Origin of the sequence: Nonomuraea sp. NPDC048882, from assembly GCF_040649755.1 — a bacterium.
Lineage (GTDB): Bacteria > Actinomycetota > Actinomycetes > Streptosporangiales > Streptosporangiaceae > Nonomuraea > Nonomuraea maheshkhaliensis.
Window position 1 is genome coordinate 147,155 of sequence record NZ_JBEZGB010000017.1, and the last position, 17,473, is coordinate 164,627.

At 71.9% G+C, this 17,473-nt stretch carries 15 protein-coding genes; 7 read left to right on the plus strand and 8 right to left on the minus strand.

What is annotated here, in order from left to right:
* The first annotated feature begins 18 nt into the window (after positions 1 to 18).
* From AB0C27_RS44180 to AB0C27_RS44205, 6 genes are all read left to right on the plus strand, one after another.
* Complete coding sequence (locus AB0C27_RS44180; protein ID WP_357858008.1) at positions 19 to 1,221, plus strand: spermidine/putrescine ABC transporter substrate-binding protein; 1,203 nt, start codon at positions 19 to 21, stop codon at positions 1,219 to 1,221.
* Positions 1,222 to 1,225: 4 nt separating this feature from the next.
* Positions 1,226 to 2,077 (plus strand): ABC transporter permease, encoded by an 852-nt coding sequence (locus AB0C27_RS44185; protein WP_357858011.1) that lies wholly within the window; start codon positions 1,226 to 1,228, stop codon positions 2,075 to 2,077.
* Complete coding sequence (locus AB0C27_RS44190; protein WP_357858015.1) at positions 2,074 to 2,859, plus strand: ABC transporter permease; 786 nt, start codon at positions 2,074 to 2,076, stop codon at positions 2,857 to 2,859. The genes AB0C27_RS44185 and AB0C27_RS44190 overlap by 4 nt, the downstream gene beginning before the upstream one ends.
* A gap of 21 nt (positions 2,860 to 2,880) precedes the next feature.
* A complete protein-coding gene (locus tag AB0C27_RS44195; RefSeq protein WP_357858018.1) occupies positions 2,881 to 4,275 on the plus strand; it encodes an FAD-dependent oxidoreductase in 1,395 nt (464 codons plus the stop codon).
* A gap of 13 nt (positions 4,276 to 4,288) precedes the next feature.
* Entirely contained in the window at positions 4,289 to 5,161 is an 873-nt protein-coding gene (locus AB0C27_RS44200) for an alpha/beta hydrolase (RefSeq protein WP_357858021.1), read from the plus strand.
* 263 nt (positions 5,162 to 5,424) lie between these two features.
* Positions 5,425 to 6,219, plus strand: coding sequence for a serine hydrolase (locus AB0C27_RS44205; protein ID WP_357858024.1), 795 nt, complete (start codon positions 5,425 to 5,427; stop codon positions 6,217 to 6,219).
* 66 nt (positions 6,220 to 6,285) lie between these two features.
* On the opposite strand, the gene AB0C27_RS44210 is transcribed toward AB0C27_RS44205, so the two are convergent.
* The 8 genes from AB0C27_RS44210 to AB0C27_RS44245 form a co-directional block, all read right to left on the minus strand.
* On the minus strand, positions 6,286 to 7,800 hold the full coding sequence (locus tag AB0C27_RS44210) for an MFS transporter (RefSeq protein WP_357858027.1): 1,515 nt from the start codon (positions 7,798 to 7,800) through the stop codon (positions 6,286 to 6,288).
* A 35-nt stretch (positions 7,801 to 7,835) separates the two neighbouring features.
* Positions 7,836 to 10,739, minus strand: coding sequence for a BTAD domain-containing putative transcriptional regulator (locus tag AB0C27_RS44215; protein WP_357858030.1), 2,904 nt, complete (start codon positions 10,737 to 10,739; stop codon positions 7,836 to 7,838).
* A 7-nt stretch (positions 10,740 to 10,746) separates the two neighbouring features.
* Complete coding sequence (locus AB0C27_RS44220; protein WP_357858033.1) at positions 10,747 to 11,487, minus strand: isocitrate lyase/phosphoenolpyruvate mutase family protein; 741 nt, start codon at positions 11,485 to 11,487, stop codon at positions 10,747 to 10,749.
* Positions 11,484 to 12,200 carry a hypothetical protein gene (locus AB0C27_RS44225; RefSeq protein WP_357858036.1) on the minus strand — a complete coding sequence of 239 codons (717 nt, stop codon included), beginning with the start codon at positions 12,198 to 12,200 and terminating at the stop codon, positions 11,484 to 11,486. The genes AB0C27_RS44220 and AB0C27_RS44225 overlap by 4 nt, the downstream gene beginning before the upstream one ends.
* 135 nt (positions 12,201 to 12,335) lie before the next feature.
* The gene (locus AB0C27_RS44230) at positions 12,336 to 13,040 is read right to left on the minus strand and encodes a DUF998 domain-containing protein (RefSeq protein WP_357858038.1); all 705 of its coding nucleotides are present in this window, start codon (positions 13,038 to 13,040) and stop codon (positions 12,336 to 12,338) included.
* Positions 13,037 to 14,242 carry a glycosyltransferase gene (locus AB0C27_RS44235; protein ID WP_357858118.1) on the minus strand — a complete coding sequence of 402 codons (1,206 nt, stop codon included), beginning with the start codon at positions 14,240 to 14,242 and terminating at the stop codon, positions 13,037 to 13,039. Before AB0C27_RS44235 ends, AB0C27_RS44230 begins: the two co-directional genes overlap by 4 nt.
* Positions 14,243 to 14,304: 62 nt before the next feature.
* Positions 14,305 to 15,135: a DMT family transporter gene (locus AB0C27_RS44240; RefSeq protein ID WP_357858041.1), complete on the minus strand. Its 831-nt coding sequence runs from the start codon at positions 15,133 to 15,135 to the stop codon at positions 14,305 to 14,307.
* Between the two features lie 36 nt (positions 15,136 to 15,171).
* Positions 15,172 to 15,792 carry a DedA family protein gene (locus AB0C27_RS44245; protein WP_357858043.1) on the minus strand — a complete coding sequence of 207 codons (621 nt, stop codon included), beginning with the start codon at positions 15,790 to 15,792 and terminating at the stop codon, positions 15,172 to 15,174.
* A gap of 391 nt (positions 15,793 to 16,183) precedes the next feature.
* On the opposite strand from AB0C27_RS44245, the gene AB0C27_RS44250 reads away from it, so the two are divergent.
* On the plus strand, positions 16,184 to 17,458 hold the full coding sequence (locus tag AB0C27_RS44250; RefSeq protein ID WP_357858046.1) for a histidine kinase: 1,275 nt from the start codon (positions 16,184 to 16,186) through the stop codon (positions 17,456 to 17,458).
* The last annotated feature ends 15 nt before the right edge of the window (positions 17,459 to 17,473 follow it).

The window sequence follows — 17,473 nt, forward strand, 5'->3', positions numbered from 1 at the left end:
CCCCTCATGAACCCCTTCATGCGTGGAATGACGCAGCCCCGCACCCGTCGTGACGTCTTCAGGCTGGCCGGCTTCTCCGCCGCCGGTCTCGCCCTGGCCGCCTGTGGCGTGCAGGGGCAGAAGGTGGCGCCGCCCAAGGCCGACGCCGTGGCGGACTACTGGTCCAAGCAGACCAAGAACGGCAAGGTCGTCTTCGCCAACTGGCCCGAGTACATGCCGGAGGACAAGGGACCGCTGGAGCGGTTCAAGAAGGACACCGGCATCTCCTACGAGTACAAAGAGGTCATCCAGGAGAACGCCGAGTTCTTCGGCAAGGCCGATCCCGTGCTGCGGGCCGGGCAGTCGCTGGGCTACGACATCGTGGTCATGACCAACGGCATCCAGCTCCAGCACATGATCGAGCTGGGCTACGTGGTGGCGCTCGATCAGTCGAAGCTGCCGAACTTCCAGGCCAACGCCGGGCAGAAGTACAAGGAGCGGGCCTACGACCCCGGGAACAAGTACACGGTTCCGTACACGTCGGGGGTGACCGGGATCGCGTACAACACCGAGTACGTCAAAGAGGACATCACCAGCATCGAGTCGCTGTTCGACGCCAAGTACAAGGGGCGGGTCGGGATGATGTCCGACGCGCAGGAGATCGGCAACTTCGGCATGATCGCGCTGGGCATCGATCCGGAGAAGTCGACCGAGGCCGACTGGAAGAAGGCCGGCGAGAAGCTCAAGGCGCAACGCGACGCCGGAATTGTCCGGAAATATTATGATCAGTCGTATATCGATGCGGTGTCCAAGGGCGACATCTGGCTGAGCATGGCCTGGTCGGGCGACGTCTTCCAGCGCCAGCTCGCCGGCGAACCGGTCAAGTTCATCGTCCCGGAAGAGGGCGGCACGATCTGGACCGACAACATGCTGATCCCCAAGGGCGCGGCCAACCCGGTGGACGCCCTCATGCTGATGGACTACCTCTACCAGCCGGCCGTGGCCGCCGAGCTCGACGAGTTCATCCAGTTCGTCACGCCCGTCCCGGCCGTGCAGGACCTGCTGCGGGAGAAGGCGAAGACGGCCAAGGGCGCGGACAAGAAGGCCCTGGAGGACATGGTGGACAGCCCGCTCATGTTCCCCACCGAGGCCGACTACGCCAAGCTGCGCTCCTACACCCAGCTCACCACCCAGCAGGAGCAGGTGTTCAACCCGATCTTCCAGTCCATCACCCAGGCCTAGCGCGATGCGGCGGCTCACCCCCTACCTGCTCGCGCTGCCGAGCTGGATGTGGCTGGCGATCTTCCTGGTCGTGCCCATGGCCGCGATGGCGTCGGTGTCGCTGCAGACCGGCAACGCCATCGACGGCTTCGCCATGACCTTCAGCTTCTCCAACTACGCCGACGCGATCGGCACCTACAGCCCCCAGCTGCTGCGCTCGCTGCTCTACGGCGGGCTGGCCACGGTGGCCATGCTGGTCATCGGGTATCCGGTGGCGTACTGGATCGCGTTCAAGGCGGGTCACCGCAAGTCCGTCTACCTCTTCCTGCTCCTGCTGCCGTTCTTCGTCTCGTTCGTACTGCGCACGATCTCGTGGAACTTCCTGCTGTCGGACAACGGCATCCTGTTCGGCACGCTGAAGGACTGGGGGCTGCTGCCGGCCGACTTCCACGTGCTGGCCACCACGTTCGCCGTGGTCGGCGGGCTGACGTACAACTTCCTGCCGTTCATGATCCTGCCGATCTACGTGGCGCTCGAACGGGTGGACCCGCGGGTCGTGGAGGCGGCGCAGGACCTGTACGCGACCCGGGCGGCGGCCTTCCGCCGGGTGGTGCTGCCGCTGTCGCTGCCGGGCGTGTTCGCCGGGGTACTGATGACGTTCGTGCCCGCGACGGCCGACCCGATCAACGCGGCCATCCTCGGCGGCACCTCCAACACGATGATCGGCAACATCATCCAGACCGAGTACCTGACCAACCTCGACTACCCGACCGCCTCGGCGCTGTCGTTCACGCTCATGGCGGTGCTGCTGGTCGGCATCTTCGTCTATGCGCGGGCGCTCGGCACCGAGAACGTCCTTGAGGCGGCGGCCCGATGAGGGGCGCGAGGTTCGGCGACCGCCTGCTGCACCTCTACACGTGGATGGTCATCCTCTGGCTGTCGTCGCCGATCGCCGTGATGATCCTGTTCGGGTTCAACGACAAGCGGAGCAAGTCCAACACCACCTGGCAGGGCTTCACCCTGCGCTGGTACGGCGAGCTGTTCGACATCCCCGACCTGACCGTGGCGCTGCGCAACACCCTGGTCATCGCCCTGGTCAGCACGGTCATCACGGTCGTGATCGGCACCATGCTGGGCCTGGCGCTCGGCCGGCACCGCTTCCGCGGCAAGGGCGTGACGAACTTCCTCGTCTTCGCCGCCATCTCCACGCCCGAGCTGGTCATGGGCGCCTCCCTGCTGTCGCTGTTCGTCTCCGGCAACGTGCCGCGCGACGGCAACACGATCATCGTCTCCCACGTGCTGTTCTCGCTGTCGTTCGTGGTCGTCACCGTACGGGCCAGGGTCGTCACGCTGGACCCGTCGCTGGAGGAGGCGGCCAGGGACCTGGGGGCGACGGCTTGGGGCACGTTCCGGCAGGTGACGCTGCCGGCGATCATGCCTGGCGTGCTGGCGGGCGCGATGTTGTCGTTCGCGCTGTCCGTGGACGACTACGTGGTGACCAGCTTCGTCAACGGCTCGACCGTGACGTTCCCGCTGTGGATCGTCGGCGCGGTCAAGACCGGCATCCCGGCGCAGGTCAACGTCATGGGTACGCTGATCTTCGGCATCGGTGTGCTGATCGCGATCGCCAACGCGGTCGCCGCCCGCCGCCGCACCTGACAACGAGGGAAGTGGGATTTCGTGGATCCGCTGAAGGCGCTGGCTGACGCGGAGCGCAAGCCGTACTGGCTGGACAGCCCGGCCAGACCCGAGCCCAGGCCGCGGCTCATCGGCGGCACCACCGCCGACCTGGTCGTGGTCGGCGGCGGCTTCTCCGGGCTGTGGACCGCCCTGATGGCCAAGGAACGCGACCCCTCGCTCGACGTCGTCCTGCTCGAAGGCCGCAGGATCGGCTGGGCCGCCACCGGCCGCAACGGCGGGTTCTGCATGGCGACGCTCACCCACGGCCTGGCCAACGGGCTGGAGCGGTGGCCGGAGGAGATCGACCGGCTCGAACGCATGGGCGTGGAGAACCTCGACGAGATCGAGCGCACGCTTGAGCGCTACGGCGTGGACTGCTCGTTCGAGCGCACCGGCGAGTTGCACGTGGCCACCGAGCCGTGGCAGGTCGAGAGCCTGAACGAGCACCTCGACCTGATCTCCGAGCTGGGGCTCGACTACGTGCCCATGGACCGCGAGCAGGTGCGGGCCGAGGTGAACTCGCCCACCTATCTGGCCGGGCTCTGGGAGCGCAGCGGCTGCGCCATGCTCGACCCGGCCCGGCTGGCCTGGGGCCTGCGCGCGGCGTGCCTGCGCCTCGGCGTACGCGTCCACGAGCGCACCCCCGTCCGCTCGATGCGCGACGACGGCGCCACGATCAGCCTGCGCACGCCGTACGGGGTGGTGACCGCCCGCCAGGTGGCGCTGGGCACCGGCGTGTTCCCGCCGCTGCTGCGCCGGCTGCGCCACTTCGTCGTGCCGGTGTACGACTACGCGCTGATGACCGAGCCGCTGACCGCCGCCCAGCTCGCCTCGGTGGGCTGGCACAACCGGCAGGGCGTCGGCGACTCGGGCAACCGGTTCCACTACTACCGGCTGAGCGACGACAACCGCATCCTGTGGGGCGGCTACGACGCCGTCTACTACAACGGCGGCCTGGTCAAGGCCGAGTACGAGCAGCGCGACGAGACGTTCGTCAAGCTCGCCGGCCACTTCTACGACACCTTCCCGCAGCTCGCCGACGTGCGCTTCACCCACAGGTGGGGCGGCGTGATCGACACCTGCAGCCGGTTCAGCGCCTTCTACGGGCAGGCGCACGGCGGCCGGCTCGTCTACGCCGCCGGCTACACGGGCATGGGCGTGGGGGCCACCCGGTTCGGCGCGAACGTCATGCTCGACCTGCTGTCGGGCGAGCCCACGGAGCGGACGGAGTTGCGGATGGTGCGGGAGAAGCCGATCCCGTTCCCGCCCGAGCCGGTGCGCTCGGGGGTCATCCAGTTCACCCGCTGGTCGATCGCCCAGGCCGACCAGCACGAGGGCAGGCGCAACCTGTGGCTGCGCGCGCTCGACCGCATGGGCCTCGGGTTCGACTCGTAGCACACTTGTGCGCATGAGAGTTGAGTTCAACGCCGACGGCCTCACACTGGCCGGGGACCTGCGGGTGCCCGGCGGGCAGGGGCCGTGGCCGGGGCTGGTGTTCACGGGGCCGTTCACCGGGGTGCGCGACCAGGTGACCGGGCTTTACGCTGCCAGGCTCGCCGAGCGCGGCTACGCCACGCTGTCCTTCGACCACCGCAACTGGGGCGAGTCGGACGGGCTGCCGCGCCGGCACGAGGACCCCCAGGGCAAGCTGCACGACCTGCGGGCGGCGGTGTCGTTCCTGCGCTCGCGGCCCGAGGTGGACGCCGGGCGGATCGGGGTGGTCGGCATCTGTCTGGGCGGCGGCTACGCGCTCAAGTTCGCCGCCTTCGATCCTCGCGTACGGGTCTTCGCCGGGATCGCCGGGGCGTACAACAACCCGTACGCGATGCGGTCCGGCATGGACTACCAGGCGGCGCTGGTGTCCCTGACCGAAGTGCTTGAGGGGCAGGATCGCGGCGGGCCGGTCGAGTACGTGCCCGCCGTGGCCGAGCAGGGGGAGGCCGCGATGCCGGGCGACGAGCCGTACGCGTACTACGGCAGCGAGCGCGGCGCCTCGCCGCTCTGGGCGAACGAGGTGACCAGGGCCAGCGTGCTGGAGTTGCTCACGATGGACAACATGATGGGCGGTGACTTCCTGTCGCCGAAGCCGGCGCTGATCGTGCACGGGGTGGTGGACCGGTTCTGTTCGCCGGAGGGGGCCGAGGAGGTGTTCAAGCGGCTCGACCAGCCGAAGCGGATCGTCTGGGTGGACGCCCAGCGGCACATCGACCTTTATGACCGTGAGCCGTACGTCGGGCAGGCTGTCGACGCGACCGCGAGCTTCCTGGACGAGCACCTCTGAGCCTGCGGTCGGCAAGGCCGGGCTGAACATCTGACCAGGAAAGCGCCTGGTCGGATAGGGCCGGCCGCCTGGCCGGGCATCATCCGGGTGACCCCCGTCGAGATCACGGGGGTTCGCGCGTGCGTAGGAAGTGGCTGTGGCTCGGGCCAGGCCCGGTGATTGGGCTGTTGGTGGCTTCCGCGCTGGTGACGGCGGGGTGTGGGCAGGAGCGGGCGCCGGTGGTGCCCGTCGCGGTGCGGGCACCGGTCAAGGTCGCCCGATGCTTGCTGAAGTTTCGTGATGAACGGGCCGGGGTGGTGGCGCGCGCCCGGCTCGAACGCGACATCGCCCGATACATGAGCAGCCGCCCGGGGCGGATCGTCTACGGCGCCCTCGACCTGGTGAGCGGGGTCAGAGTGGGCCAGGGCGAGCACGAGCACGACCTGATCACCGCCAGCGGCGCCAAGGTCGACATTCTCGCGGCCCTGCTGTCGCGCAAGGCCGGCCGGCTCGGTGAGGGGGAGCGCGACCTGGCCACCCGCATGATCACGGAGAGCGACAACAGCGCCGCCGACGCGCTCTGGTCGCGGGTGGGCGCGGGCGGCGGGATGAGCGAGTTCTACCGCAGGATCGGGCTCAGGGAGACCACGCCGGGGCCGAGCAAGTTCTGGGGCGGCACCACCACCAGCCCCGCCGACCGCATCCGCCTGCTGAAGGTGCTGATCAAGGGAGGCAGGGGGCTGACGGCCGCCGACAGTCGGACGGTGCTCGGGCTGATGGAACGGGTGCAGCGGGACCAGGCGTGGGGGGTCAGCGCCGCCGCCAGGGCGGGGGACCGGGTGGCGCTGAAGAACGGGTGGACGCCGCGGCCGTTCATCCACAACACGTGGGCCGTGACGAGTTACGGGCGGGTGGCGGGGCCGGGGCGGGACCTGCTGCTGTCGGTGCAGACGGATCGGCAGCCGGGGGAGGGGACGGGGATCCAGACCATCGAGGGCATCGCCCGCCGCATCGGCGCCCGCCTCGACGACCTCTCCCCGACGATCACCCGCCCCTGCCCGACCAACCCCACCGCCTGACCTCACCGTCCGCCGCGGCCCCTGCCCGCCGCCTGGGCCTGCCGGTTGATCCCGACTTGGTGGGGCTCATCGGTGCCCGCCGGCCAGCACCTCCTCGGGGATCACCTTCGGCACGCCGCGCAGCCCGGCCAGCGCCAGCACCGCCACCACGGCCAGCAGCGCCGCCGTCACGTACGACGTCAGGTGCATGCCCTCGATGAAGGCCGCCTGAGCCGCCCGGACGAGCTGTTCGCCCTGCTCGGCCGGCAGTGCGGCGGCGGCACCCACCGCGCCGGCGATGGACTCGGCGGCGGCCTCGCCGCCCGGCGCCCCGGCCGGCAGGTCGAGGCCGGCCCGGTAGGCGCTGGTCAGCACCGTGCCCAGGATCGCGATGCCGAGGGCCCCGCCCAGCTCGAACGCCGTCTCCGACACCGCGGCCGCCGCTCCCGCGCGCTGCCTCGGCGCGGTGGCCAGGACGTTGTCGTTGTTGACGGTGAAGGCGAACCCGACCCCCATGCCCCCGATGATCCAGATCGGCAGCAGCGTGAGGTAGTTCAGCTCGGTGCCCAGCGTCGTGTAGTAGAGGAACGAGCCCGCGTTCATGGCCAGCCCCAGCGCCACCACGCCGTTCCTGCCGAGCGGCTGGATGAGCTTGGCGGCCAGGATGCCGCCCGCCGCGCCGCTCAGGCCGCCGGGCAGCTGCGCCAGCCCCGCCAGCAGCGGCGACCAGCCGAGCACGAGCTGCAGGTACCAGGCGAACATCAGCATCATGGCCGACATGGCGAAGATCGCCAGCAGGTTCGTCAGGATCGAGACGCTGAACGCCCTGCGCGCGAACAGCCGTACGTCGATCAGCGGCTCGGCCAGCCGCGTCTGCCGCCAGACGAACAGCGCCAGCAGCCCGATCCCGGCCGCGCCCGCGCCGAGCACGTCGGCGTGCTCCAGCCCCTTGTGCGCGGCCTCCTTGATCGCGTAGACGGTGCTCACCACGCCGGTGAACGACAGGGCCACGCTGGCCAGGTCGATCCGGCCCGCGTCCGGGTTGCGCGACTCGGGCAGCACCACGATGCCGCCGACCAGGACCAGCGCCATGATGGGCACGTTGATCAGGAAGACCGAGCCCCACCAGAAGTGGTCGAGCAGCAGTCCGCCCACGACCGGTCCGACGGCGAAGCCGGCGGCGCTCATCCCGCTCCAGATGCCGACCGCCGCCGTCCGCTCGCCGGGATCGGTGAACACGTTGCGCACGATCGACAGGGTCGAGGGCATGATCGTGGCTCCGGCCACACCCAGCAGTGCCCTGGCGGCGATCAGCAGCTCGGGGGTGGGCGCGTACGCGGTGACGGCGGAGGCGGCCCCGAACGCGGCCGTGCCGATGAGCAGCAGGCGCTTGCGGCCGATGCGGTCGCCGAGATTGCCCATGGTGACGAGCAGGCCGGCCAGCGCGAAGCCGTACATGTCGCCGATCCACAGCAGTTGCGTGGAGCTCGCGCCGAGATCCGTCACCAGGCGGGGCAGCGCCAGGTGCAGGACCGTGAGGTCGAGCGAGAGCAGCAGCGTGGCCAGGCAGGCGATCGCCAGGCTGGCCCCTTTGTTCTTCATGCCGCCCACTGTCGGGGCGGCGGCTGACGGCGGGCCTACCGTTCGCTGACCGCCCGGCTGATCGCCGCCAGCCCGGCGGCGATGCGCTCGCGGGTGTCCTCGGTGCTGAACCAGCCGTCCGGGCACACCTCGCGCGCCTGGAGCAGCAGCGTACGGGCCCGATCGAGGTCGCCGCGCGCCAGCGCCACCTCGCCCTGGCCCAGCCAGGCCCAGGCCAGGGTCTCCATGGAGCCGTTCCTGCGCGACAGCTCGGCCGCCCGTACGTAGTCGTCCCACGCCCTGCCGGGGTCGTCCAGGTGGACCAGCGCGTCGGCCCGGCGGCACAGGCTCTCGGCGATCTCCGTGTTCGCGTCCAGTTCGAGCGCCGTGCTGAGCGCCTCGTCGGCCAGCGCGTACGCGGCGCGGTAGTCGCCCTGCGCCTGGCGCAGCGCACCGAGCCCGGACACCACCAGCACCGTGCCCCAACGCTCCCCGAGCGCCTTGAACGCGGCCAGGCTCCGCTCGAACCTGGCCAGCGACTCGTCCGTACGGCCGAGCACCTGAAGAACGAACGCCTGGCCGCTGAAGGACAGTGCCTCCTGCCAGGGCGGCAGCGGCTCGGTCCTGCCCTCCTCCAGCAGACGGTAGATCGTCTCGAAATCCTCGGGCGGGCCGGTGAACATCGACAGCAGCATCATCAGGAACTCCACCCGCATCGGCAGGTGGGTGATCGGCAGCAGGCGGCGCGCCTCGTCCAAGCGCGCCCGCAGCGTCTCGTTCCTGGCTCCCGACCAGGCGGTGATGAGCACGCACATGACGTACTCCTCCTCGCGGCCGGGAAAGCGTGTCTCGCCCAGCGCGGCCAGCAGCCCCAAGGCCAGGTCCGCGCTGGTGCGGCGGTGGCCGCGCATCCACCAGTAGCAGGCGCCGTGCGCCATGAGCCGCAGTGCCAGCTCCAGCCGCCCGGTCTCGGTGCTCCAGCGCACGGCCGCGTCGAGGTCGGCGCTCTCCTCGTCGAGGCGGGCCAGCCACTCCATCTGCTCCGACGTGCGCAGCCGGGGGTCGGCCTCCATCATCAGGTCCAGGTAGTAGCCGGCGTGCGCGTCGCGGATCGCCTCCTGCTCGCCCGACTCCGCCAGCCGTTCGGCGCAGAACGCCCTGATCGTCTCCAGCATCCGGAACCGGCCGTCCGCGAACTCCACCAGCGACTTCTCCGCCAGCGAGAACAGCACCTCCTCCGGCAGCCCGCACACCCGCTCCGCCGCCTCCGGCCGCGCGCCGCCCACGAACACGCTCAGCCGCCTGGCCATCCGCTGCTCGTCCTCGTCCAGCAGGTCCCAGCTCCACGCGACGACCGCGCGCAGGGTCTGGTGGCGGGGCAGCGCCGTACGGCTGCCGCGGGTCAGCAGCCGGAACCGGTCGTCGAGCCGGGCCGCGACGTCGGAGACCGACAGCGTACGGAGGCGGGCCGCGGCCAGCTCGATGGCCAGCGGCAGCCCGTCGAGCGCCCGGCAGATGTGCGCCACCTGCGCGGCGTTGCCCGCGTCCACGGCGAAGCCCGGCCGCACGGCCGCCGCCCGGTCGGCGAACAACCGCACGGCCGCGTAGTCCAGCGGGTTGCCCGTCTCCGGCGGCGGCAGGCCGAGCGGCGAGACGGGCAGGATCGATTCGCCCGTGATGCCCAGAGCCTCCCGCCCGGTCGCCAGCACGCGCAGGCCGGGGCAGGCGGCCAGCAGCTGATCGGCCAGCTCGGCCGTGGCCGCCACGAGGTGTTCGCAGTTGTCGAGGACGATCAGCAGCTCGCGATCGGCCAGCGCGGCGAGCAGCCTGGACAGGGGGTCCACGGCGGGCCGGTCGGGGTGGTGCAGCAGCGCGTCGCGGATGTCGAGGGCGGCCAGCACGGCGCTCGCCACGCCGTCGGCCCCAGAGGCGGGCGCAGAGGCGGGCGCAGAGGCGGGCGCAGAGGCGGGCGCAGAGGCGGGCGCAGAGACGGGCGCGAGCGGCACGAAGCACACGTCGCCGCTCTCCTGGGCGGCGGCCTCGATCGCCAGCCGCGTCTTGCCCGCACCGCCGGGGCCGATCAGCGTGACCAGGCGTCCCGCTCGCAGCCTGGCGCTCACCTGGCCGAGCTCCTCGGACCGGCCGACGAAGCTGGTGAGCTGTGCCCGCAGCCCCTGCCTGCCCCGCGCCCGCCCCGCCGACGGCTCCACCCGCGACGCCGTCGTCTTGCTCAGCGCCGGGTCGGCGCGCAGGACGGCCAGGTGGGCGGCGGCGAGTTCGGCGCCCGGCTCGACGCCCAGCTCCTCGTCCAGCAGCTTCCTGGCGTCCGTGTAGACGGCCAGCGCCTCCGCCTGGCGGCCGCTGCCGTACAGGGCGCGCATGAGCTGGGCGCGCAGCCGCTCGCGCAGCGGGTGGGCGGCGGCCAGCTGGCTCAGCTCGGCCACCAGCTCGCGGTGCCGGCCCAGGTCGAGGTCCGCCTGCACCCGGTCCTCGGTGGCGGTCAGGCGCAGCTCCTCCAGGGCCGCGGCGGCGGCACCTGCGTGCGGGGCGTCGGCGAGCGGCGCGCCCCGCCACAGCTCCAGGGCCTCGCGCAGCAGCGCCGCCGCCCGCTCCGCGTCCCCGCCGGCCAGCGCCTGCCTGCCGGCGGACGCCAGCAGCTCGAACCTGCGCGCGTCCACCTCCTGCGGATCGGTCACCAGCCGGTAACCGGCGGGGTGGAACTCCACCAGGTCCTTGCCCAGCGACCGGCGCAGCCGGGACACCTGCGACTGCAGCGCGTTCGCCACGCCCTCAGGGGGCCTGGGGCCGTACAGGCCCGCCACGAGCTGCTCCGCGCCGACGATGCGGCCGGCGTGCAGGGCCAGCAGCGCCAGCAGGGCGCGGACGCGGGGACCGCCGAGCGCGACCGGCTCGCCGTCCTCGTCCAGCACGGTTGTGGGCCCGAGGATCTGGAAGCGCATCTCTCGATTATCGCGGCAACAGCTCCGCGATCTCCGCATATGTCGGCATGTGCGGGGCCGGCTCGCCGCGTACGTCCAGCACAGCCACGAGCCCCGCCCGCAGCGCGGCGCGATAGAGCAGCGACCCGGTGCTCACCCTGGCCACGCCGGCCTCCGCGAGCCGGGCCAGGCCGGGACCGTCCGGCTGGTAGAGCACGTTCAACGGCAGCGGCGTGCTCGCCGCGATCTCGGCGATCTCCTTGAGGTCGCTCAGCCCCGGCACGAAGATCCCGTCGGCGTGCCCATAGGCGCGGACGCGCTCCAGCGTGTCACCGGTACGCAGCCAGCACGTGTCCGTACGGGCGTTGACGAACACGCCGTGCCCCTTGGCCGCCTCGATGATGCTCTGGTGCAGCTCGACGGGCCGCAGCGTGCCGTCGGGACGGCCGTCCTCCAGGTTGACGCCCGCGACCCCGAGCGCCGCCAGGGACGCGACCAGGCCGGCGACCTCCGCCGGATCGTCGCTGAACCCACCCTCGATGTCCACGGTGACCAGGACCCCCAGGCCGCTGATCGCCTCGGCCAGCTCGATCGTCTCGGCCTTGGTACGTCCGGCCGCATCCGGTTTGCCGTGCACGGCGGCCACGCCGAGACTGGTCGTGCCGATCGCCAGGAACCCCTGCGCGGCCAGGTAGGCGGCGGAGCCGTAGTCCCAGGCGTTGGGCAGCAGCAGCGGGTCGCCGGGGCGGTGCAGGTCGTGGAAGTTCATGAGAGCACTCCTTCCAGGACGCCCGCCGCCAGGGCGAGCGCGTGCGCGGGCGCGGGGCAGGGGCGCACGCCGTGGCCGAAGGTCAGGTGGTCGTCCGGAGCCTCGCGGTTGGCGGCCACCAGGTCGATCGTCACCTCGTCGCCGGTGAGCGTGTCCAGCCTGCGAGTGACCGTGAGCGGTGGGTGCCAGGCCAGCGTCTCCCGTAGCAGCGCGTCGACGTCGTCGCCGGGCCGGGCCCGCTCCAGGGCGTTCGCGGTGAGGCCCTCCGTAGCGGCGTACCCCTGCAGCAGCAGCGTGATCGCGGGGAGGCCGGCCTGCTTCAGCAGTTCGGCGACGGCGGCGTCGGCCTGGGGGCTCTCCTCGCCCGACAGGTATCCGGCCGCGGCGGCCGGCACGGCGCTGGTGTCGGCGACCCCGAGCGCGCTTCCGAGCACCTGCGTGGGCACGCCGCGCCAGTCTCCGCGCCGCTGCTCGGTCATGGATCTGGCCCGCTCGCGCAGTTCGGCCGGGTCCAGCCCGTCCAGCAGGTCGGTCAGGGCGCGGCGGCGTTCGGCGTGCGGCTCGCCGGTGCTGAACCGCGACACGTGGGCGCGCAGCCAGGCCAGCGTCCCCTCCTCGCTGTTCTGGCGTACGGGAGGCGGCACGTACCTGATGTCGGCGAGCACCGCCTCGGCTTCGGCATGACGGGTGATGAGCGTGGCCTCGATGTGCATGGCCTCACGCTATGACCTGGTCCTTTCGACGGCGGTCGAAGTATGCCGAGCGGTGACGTCCGCGGGACGCGGGCCGTCCCGTCATCGGCGGCGTGCCGCTCGCAGGAGGGGTGAGTTTGCCGGCGGCGTGCGCTGTCAGGCGGCGAGCCGTTCCTGGCCCTCCGGCCGCTCCGGGTTCTCCGGCCGGTCCTGCTCGGCCGCCGTGGTCGCCGTGGGCGCGACCGCGTTCCGCGCGGCGCCCCTGCCGCCGCCGATCGCCAGCGCCATGGCCATGAGCAGCGCCATCTCGGCCAGCACCATGCCGCGCTCCAGCAGCCCGTAGTAGGCGCCGCCGTTGATCAGCGCCGAGGTGATCGTGGCGGGGTGGGCCGCCAGGTAGATCGCCAGCGTCACCCCGGAGGCCACGCTCATGGCCCGCACCGCGTTCCACCTCGGGGCGGCCGACCGGCCACGGGCCAGGACCCAGCCGGCGACCGGCAGCGAGGTGAACACGATCGCCGACGACCAGCGGTGGATCTCGCCGGACAGCGAGCCCACCTGCGAGGTGCCGGGGTCGGTGGGGAATATGCCGCTCATCATCAGGCCGAAGGCCCCGGCCAGCAGCAGCACGCGGGTGGCCGCGGTGCGTGCGGGGTCCACGATCGCCAGCCCGTACGCCAGGCTCAGGCACGCTCCCGCGAGTGCCAGCATCCCGATCAGTACGGGCGCCAGCCCGCCGGAGAGCAGCGCGTAGTCACTGAGCAGCGTCTGGTCGGGCAGCGCCACGTGCGCGTACGCCAGCGCGCCCGCCGACGCCGTCGTGCCGATCAGCGTCCCCCAGACGCTGCGTGCGATCGTCATCGCGTCACCTCATCGTAGATCCGCTCGAACCGGGCGAGCGAGGACTGGTCGTCGTGGGCCAGGGCCAGTTCCCTGCTGGCCTTGCCGAGCCGGGCGCGCAGGCCGTCGTCGGCGAGGACGGCGGTCAGGTGCCTGGCCAGCCCGACCACGTCGCCGGGCTGGAACAGATAGCCGTTCTCCTCCACCAGGTGCGGCAGCGCCATCGCGTCGGCGGCGACCACGGGCAGCCCCGAGGCCATGGCCTCCAGCGTGGCGATGCTCTGCAACTCGGCGACGCCCGGCATGGCGAACACGTCGGCGGCGGAGAACGCCTGCGGCATGTTCTCGTCGGGGACGAAGCCGAGGAAGAAGACCCGGTCGCTCACTCCGATGCGCCGGGCCAGCCGCTCCAGCACGTCGCGCTGGTTGCCCTTGCCGACCAGCGCCACCTGCGCGTCGGTCTCGTTGAGCACCAGCGGCAGCGCGCGGACCAGCTCGTCCAGCCGCTTCTCCTCGTCAAGCCGGCCGACGAACAGCACCGTGGGCCGGTCGGGCAGGTTGAACATCCGGCGCGCCCACGACTTCGGCTCGGCGCGCGGGTGGAACCTGGTCAGGTCGATCCCGCAGGACACCGGCTCGACCTCGCGCCCGAAGCCCTGGTCGGACAGGAGTTTCGCGGCCAGCGGGGTGGGCGTGGTGATGTGGTCGGCCCGGCTGAAGATTCGGCTGAAGTCGCGCCACGCCAGCCGGCCCGCCTTGATCCTGAGCCGTTCGGGGATGTGGGCGAACTGGAAGAGGTTGTCGGGCATGAAGTGGTTCGTCGCCACGATCGGCACGCCGGCCCGGCGGGCGGCGGCGATGGCGGCCCGGCCGACCACGAAGTGGCCCTGGGTGTGCAGCACGTCCGGCTTGATGTCGGCGACCAGCCGGTCGAGCCGGGTCGGCACGGTGACGCGCATGGTCGGGTGGACCAGTAGCGGCGCCGAGCGCAGCCGGTGCACCACGACGCCGTCCACGACGTCGGCGCTGGCCGGGCCGGCCTCCGACTGGCAGACCACGTGCACGTCGTTGCCGCGCGCGGCCAGGCCCGTGGCCAGGCGATGGGTGAAGTAGGCGGCGCCGTTCACGTCCGGGGGATAGGTGTCGGTGGAGATCAGGATCCGGCGGGGGCGCTCGGGAGCAGGGGAGAGCGCGGCGACGTCGGAAACGGTGTGAAGGGGCATGGCCATGGTCGTTTACTCCGGTCTTGCGGTCGTGGCTTGGGGACAGCCGAGGGGGATGTTGATCAGGGGGTCGGGACGAGTGGTTCGCGGTCTCGGTGGGTCTCCAGCGGGCTGGTCCTGGCCAGGGCCACGGTGCCCGCGGCGGTCAGGAGGGCGGCCACGACCGGCAGGATCCCGGTCGGCAGCGGCTCGCCCAGCAGCAGCGCGCCGAACGCCACCGCGGTCAGGGGGTCGGTGATCTGCAGTGAGGCGAAGGAGACGCCGAAGTGCCCGACGGCGTAGGCCCGCTGGAGCATGACCAGCGCCAGCAGGGCGGGCACCGGCAGCGCCAGCAGGTACCACCAGTTCCAGCCGCCGTCCACCAGCACGCGCACGAGGGTGGCGGTGGCGCCGTACAGGACGCCGGAGCTGGTGGCCAGCAGCGCCGCCCGGCCCGCCGGCGAGGCGGCCTTCGAGCCGGCCCACAGCAGCACCGCCGCGATGCCGGCCACGGCGAGCAGCGTGAGCACGCCGTCCGGGCTGAGTCGGGTGGGGCCTTCCGACTCCGGCACCAGCAGCACCAGGCCGATCAGCCCGATCGCCACCACACCGGCCGCGGCCAGTTCGTTGCGGGCCGGCCTGCGGCCGTGCAGCGCGGCGGCCAGGGGCAGGGCGAACAGCAGGCTGGCCACGCCCATGGGCTGGACGACGGTCAGCGGGCCCAGCCCGAGCGCGACGATGTGCAGGCCGCCACCCGCCAGGATGGACGCGCCGCCCAGCAGCCAGCGTGGCCTCCTGAGCAGGGCGAGCAGTCCGGGCTCGGCGGTGCCGGCCGCCTCGAACTGCTGCAGCGCGGCCCCGAGCGCGAAGAACAGCGAACCGACCAGGGCTATTACCGCGGCCAGCACAGTCATGCGCACTCCTTTCAGACGGATGGTTGCCAGGCAGGGTCAAACGGACGTGTCCGCAGGAAGGCGTTCCGGGGAAACCTGGATGGCGGCACGTCGTTTCCGCGTCCAGCGCACGATCTCCACCACGGCGGTGATGGACAGCGCGATCCCGAGGCCGAGCAGCAGCCCCTTGATCGGGTCGTTCTCGAACGCCATCCCGCCGAAGAAGCCGATCAGCCCGGAGTACACCGCCCACGAGCTCGCCGCGATCGCGTCGAAGAAGGTGAACGAGCGCAGCGGATGCCGTACCGCGCCCATGGTGAGCGTGGTCGCGGTACGTCCGCCGGGGATGTATCTGGCCACGACCAGGACGAGCCCGCCCCGCTCCGCCAGTGCGCCGCGCGCCCAGATGAACGCCTTCTTGTCCCGCAGCCGGCCGGCCGACCTGTTGCCGATCAGGTACGAGACATGGTCACCGGCGAACGCGCCGAGCCCCGCGACCACGATGACCAGGGCCAGGTTGGTCTCGCCCGTGGCGGCGAACACCCCGGCCGTGATCACCGAGGTCTCGGCGGGCACGATGGGGAAGAACCCGTCGAGCAGCGCCAGGGCGAACAGCGCGACGTACAACCACGGTGACGACATCACCTGCTCGACCAGGTCGAGGATGGCGTGCGACATGAGCGTGTACTCCGATCGTTTAGGGCACCCACACAGCGTCTCGGTGCGGGCGGTTCGGGAACATCGGGGATGCCCCCGGTCGAACGCGGCCCTTTCCCTTACTGAGGTCAGGGCCGGTACCCCATGAAGGTAGAAACTCCGCAGGTCACGGCACATCGGACGATCGGCACGCGCCACCCCCTACTTTCGTCAGGGGCGGGCCCGCGACCTCCGGATGACACCACCGATCAAACCCGTTTCCGCAGGCGGAAACAGGAGTGGAGGTAGGCGGTTTCCGGGTGGGGTTATCCCTACCTCGGCGGTGGTCCGCACCCCACCCTGACTTTCGTCAGGGGTGGCACCCGACTTCCGGCGGCTCCGCCTGGCCGGGCGCGCGGATAACGTCGGTCGCGTGAAGCGTCCGTACGTCCTCCGCCGCGAGAGCCGCCGGCAGGTGATCTATGACCTGCTGCTCTTCGTCCTGCTGAGCGTCCTCGTGATCGCGATGGGGCCCGATCCCGTCTACCGCGACGCGGCGGCGTTCCTCAGGGTGACCGTGCCCCGGCTGGGGCTGGCGGCGCTGGCCGTCTACGTCGGCCGGCGCTATCCGCTGGCCGCGCTGGTGCTGCTGCTGCCGATGGGACCGTGGCGGTTCACCGAGGGGTTCGCGACGGTCGATCTGAGCTGGCTGCTGCCCCGGCGCGACGTGAAGATCTTCCCGGTGCTGCCGTCGTCCATGGTCGTCGTCTGGTACGCGTACCTGACCGGGCGGCGCCTGGCCCGGGTGCGGTCCGCCCTGGTGGCGTTCTGCGTCATCTCCCTGGTCGGGGTGGCCGTCGTGCTGAGCCAGGGCGGCGACCTGGCGCTGTGGGTGTCCATGGTCACCGGGCTGGCCGGCACCTACCTCGTCCCCTACCTGCTGGGCCTGCTCCGCCGCAGGCTGCTGGACCAGCGGCGGCAGGCCACACTGGCCGGCGAGGCGCAGGCCAGGCTGCGCGAGCGGGCCAGGATCGCGCGCGACATGCACGACTCGCTCGGCCACGACCTGGCCCTGATCGCGGTCAGGGCCGCCGGTCTCGAACTCGCTCCCGGCCTCGCGCCCGCCCAGGTCAAGGCCGCGGGGGAGCTGCGCGTCGCGGCGGCGGACGCGACGGAGCGGCTGCGCCAGATCATCGGGCTGCTGCGCGACGACGCGGACGCCGCGCCGCTCTCGCCCGTGGGGGAGGACGTCTCGGAGCTGGTACGCCGTGCGGCGGACTCCGGCATGTCGATCACCTTGCGCCTGTCCGAGGACGAGCCCGAGGGCCCGCCCACCGGCCCGTCCGCGAGCCCGTCCATGGGCCCGTCCATTGGCCCGCCCGCGGTTCCGTCCGCCGGCCCTGCGTCTGCCCTGGCCCGCGCCGTCGTCCAGGAGGGGCTGACCAACGCGGCCAAGCACGCCCCGGGGGCCGCCGTCGAGGTCACGGTCTCGCCGCACCGGGTCCGCGTACGCAACGGGCCGCCGCGCTCCAGACCTGTGGCACGCTCCGGCGGGCTGGGGCTGGCGGGGTTGCGCGAGCGCGTACGGCTGTCCGGCGGCACGCTCACCGCCGGCCCGTCCGGCGACGGCTTCGAACTGACCGTCACCCTCCCGCACGAGCCCGGGACCCTCCCCCATGAGAGGGAGGAGGATCCCCACCGGTCGTGAGGGAACCGGCCGCCG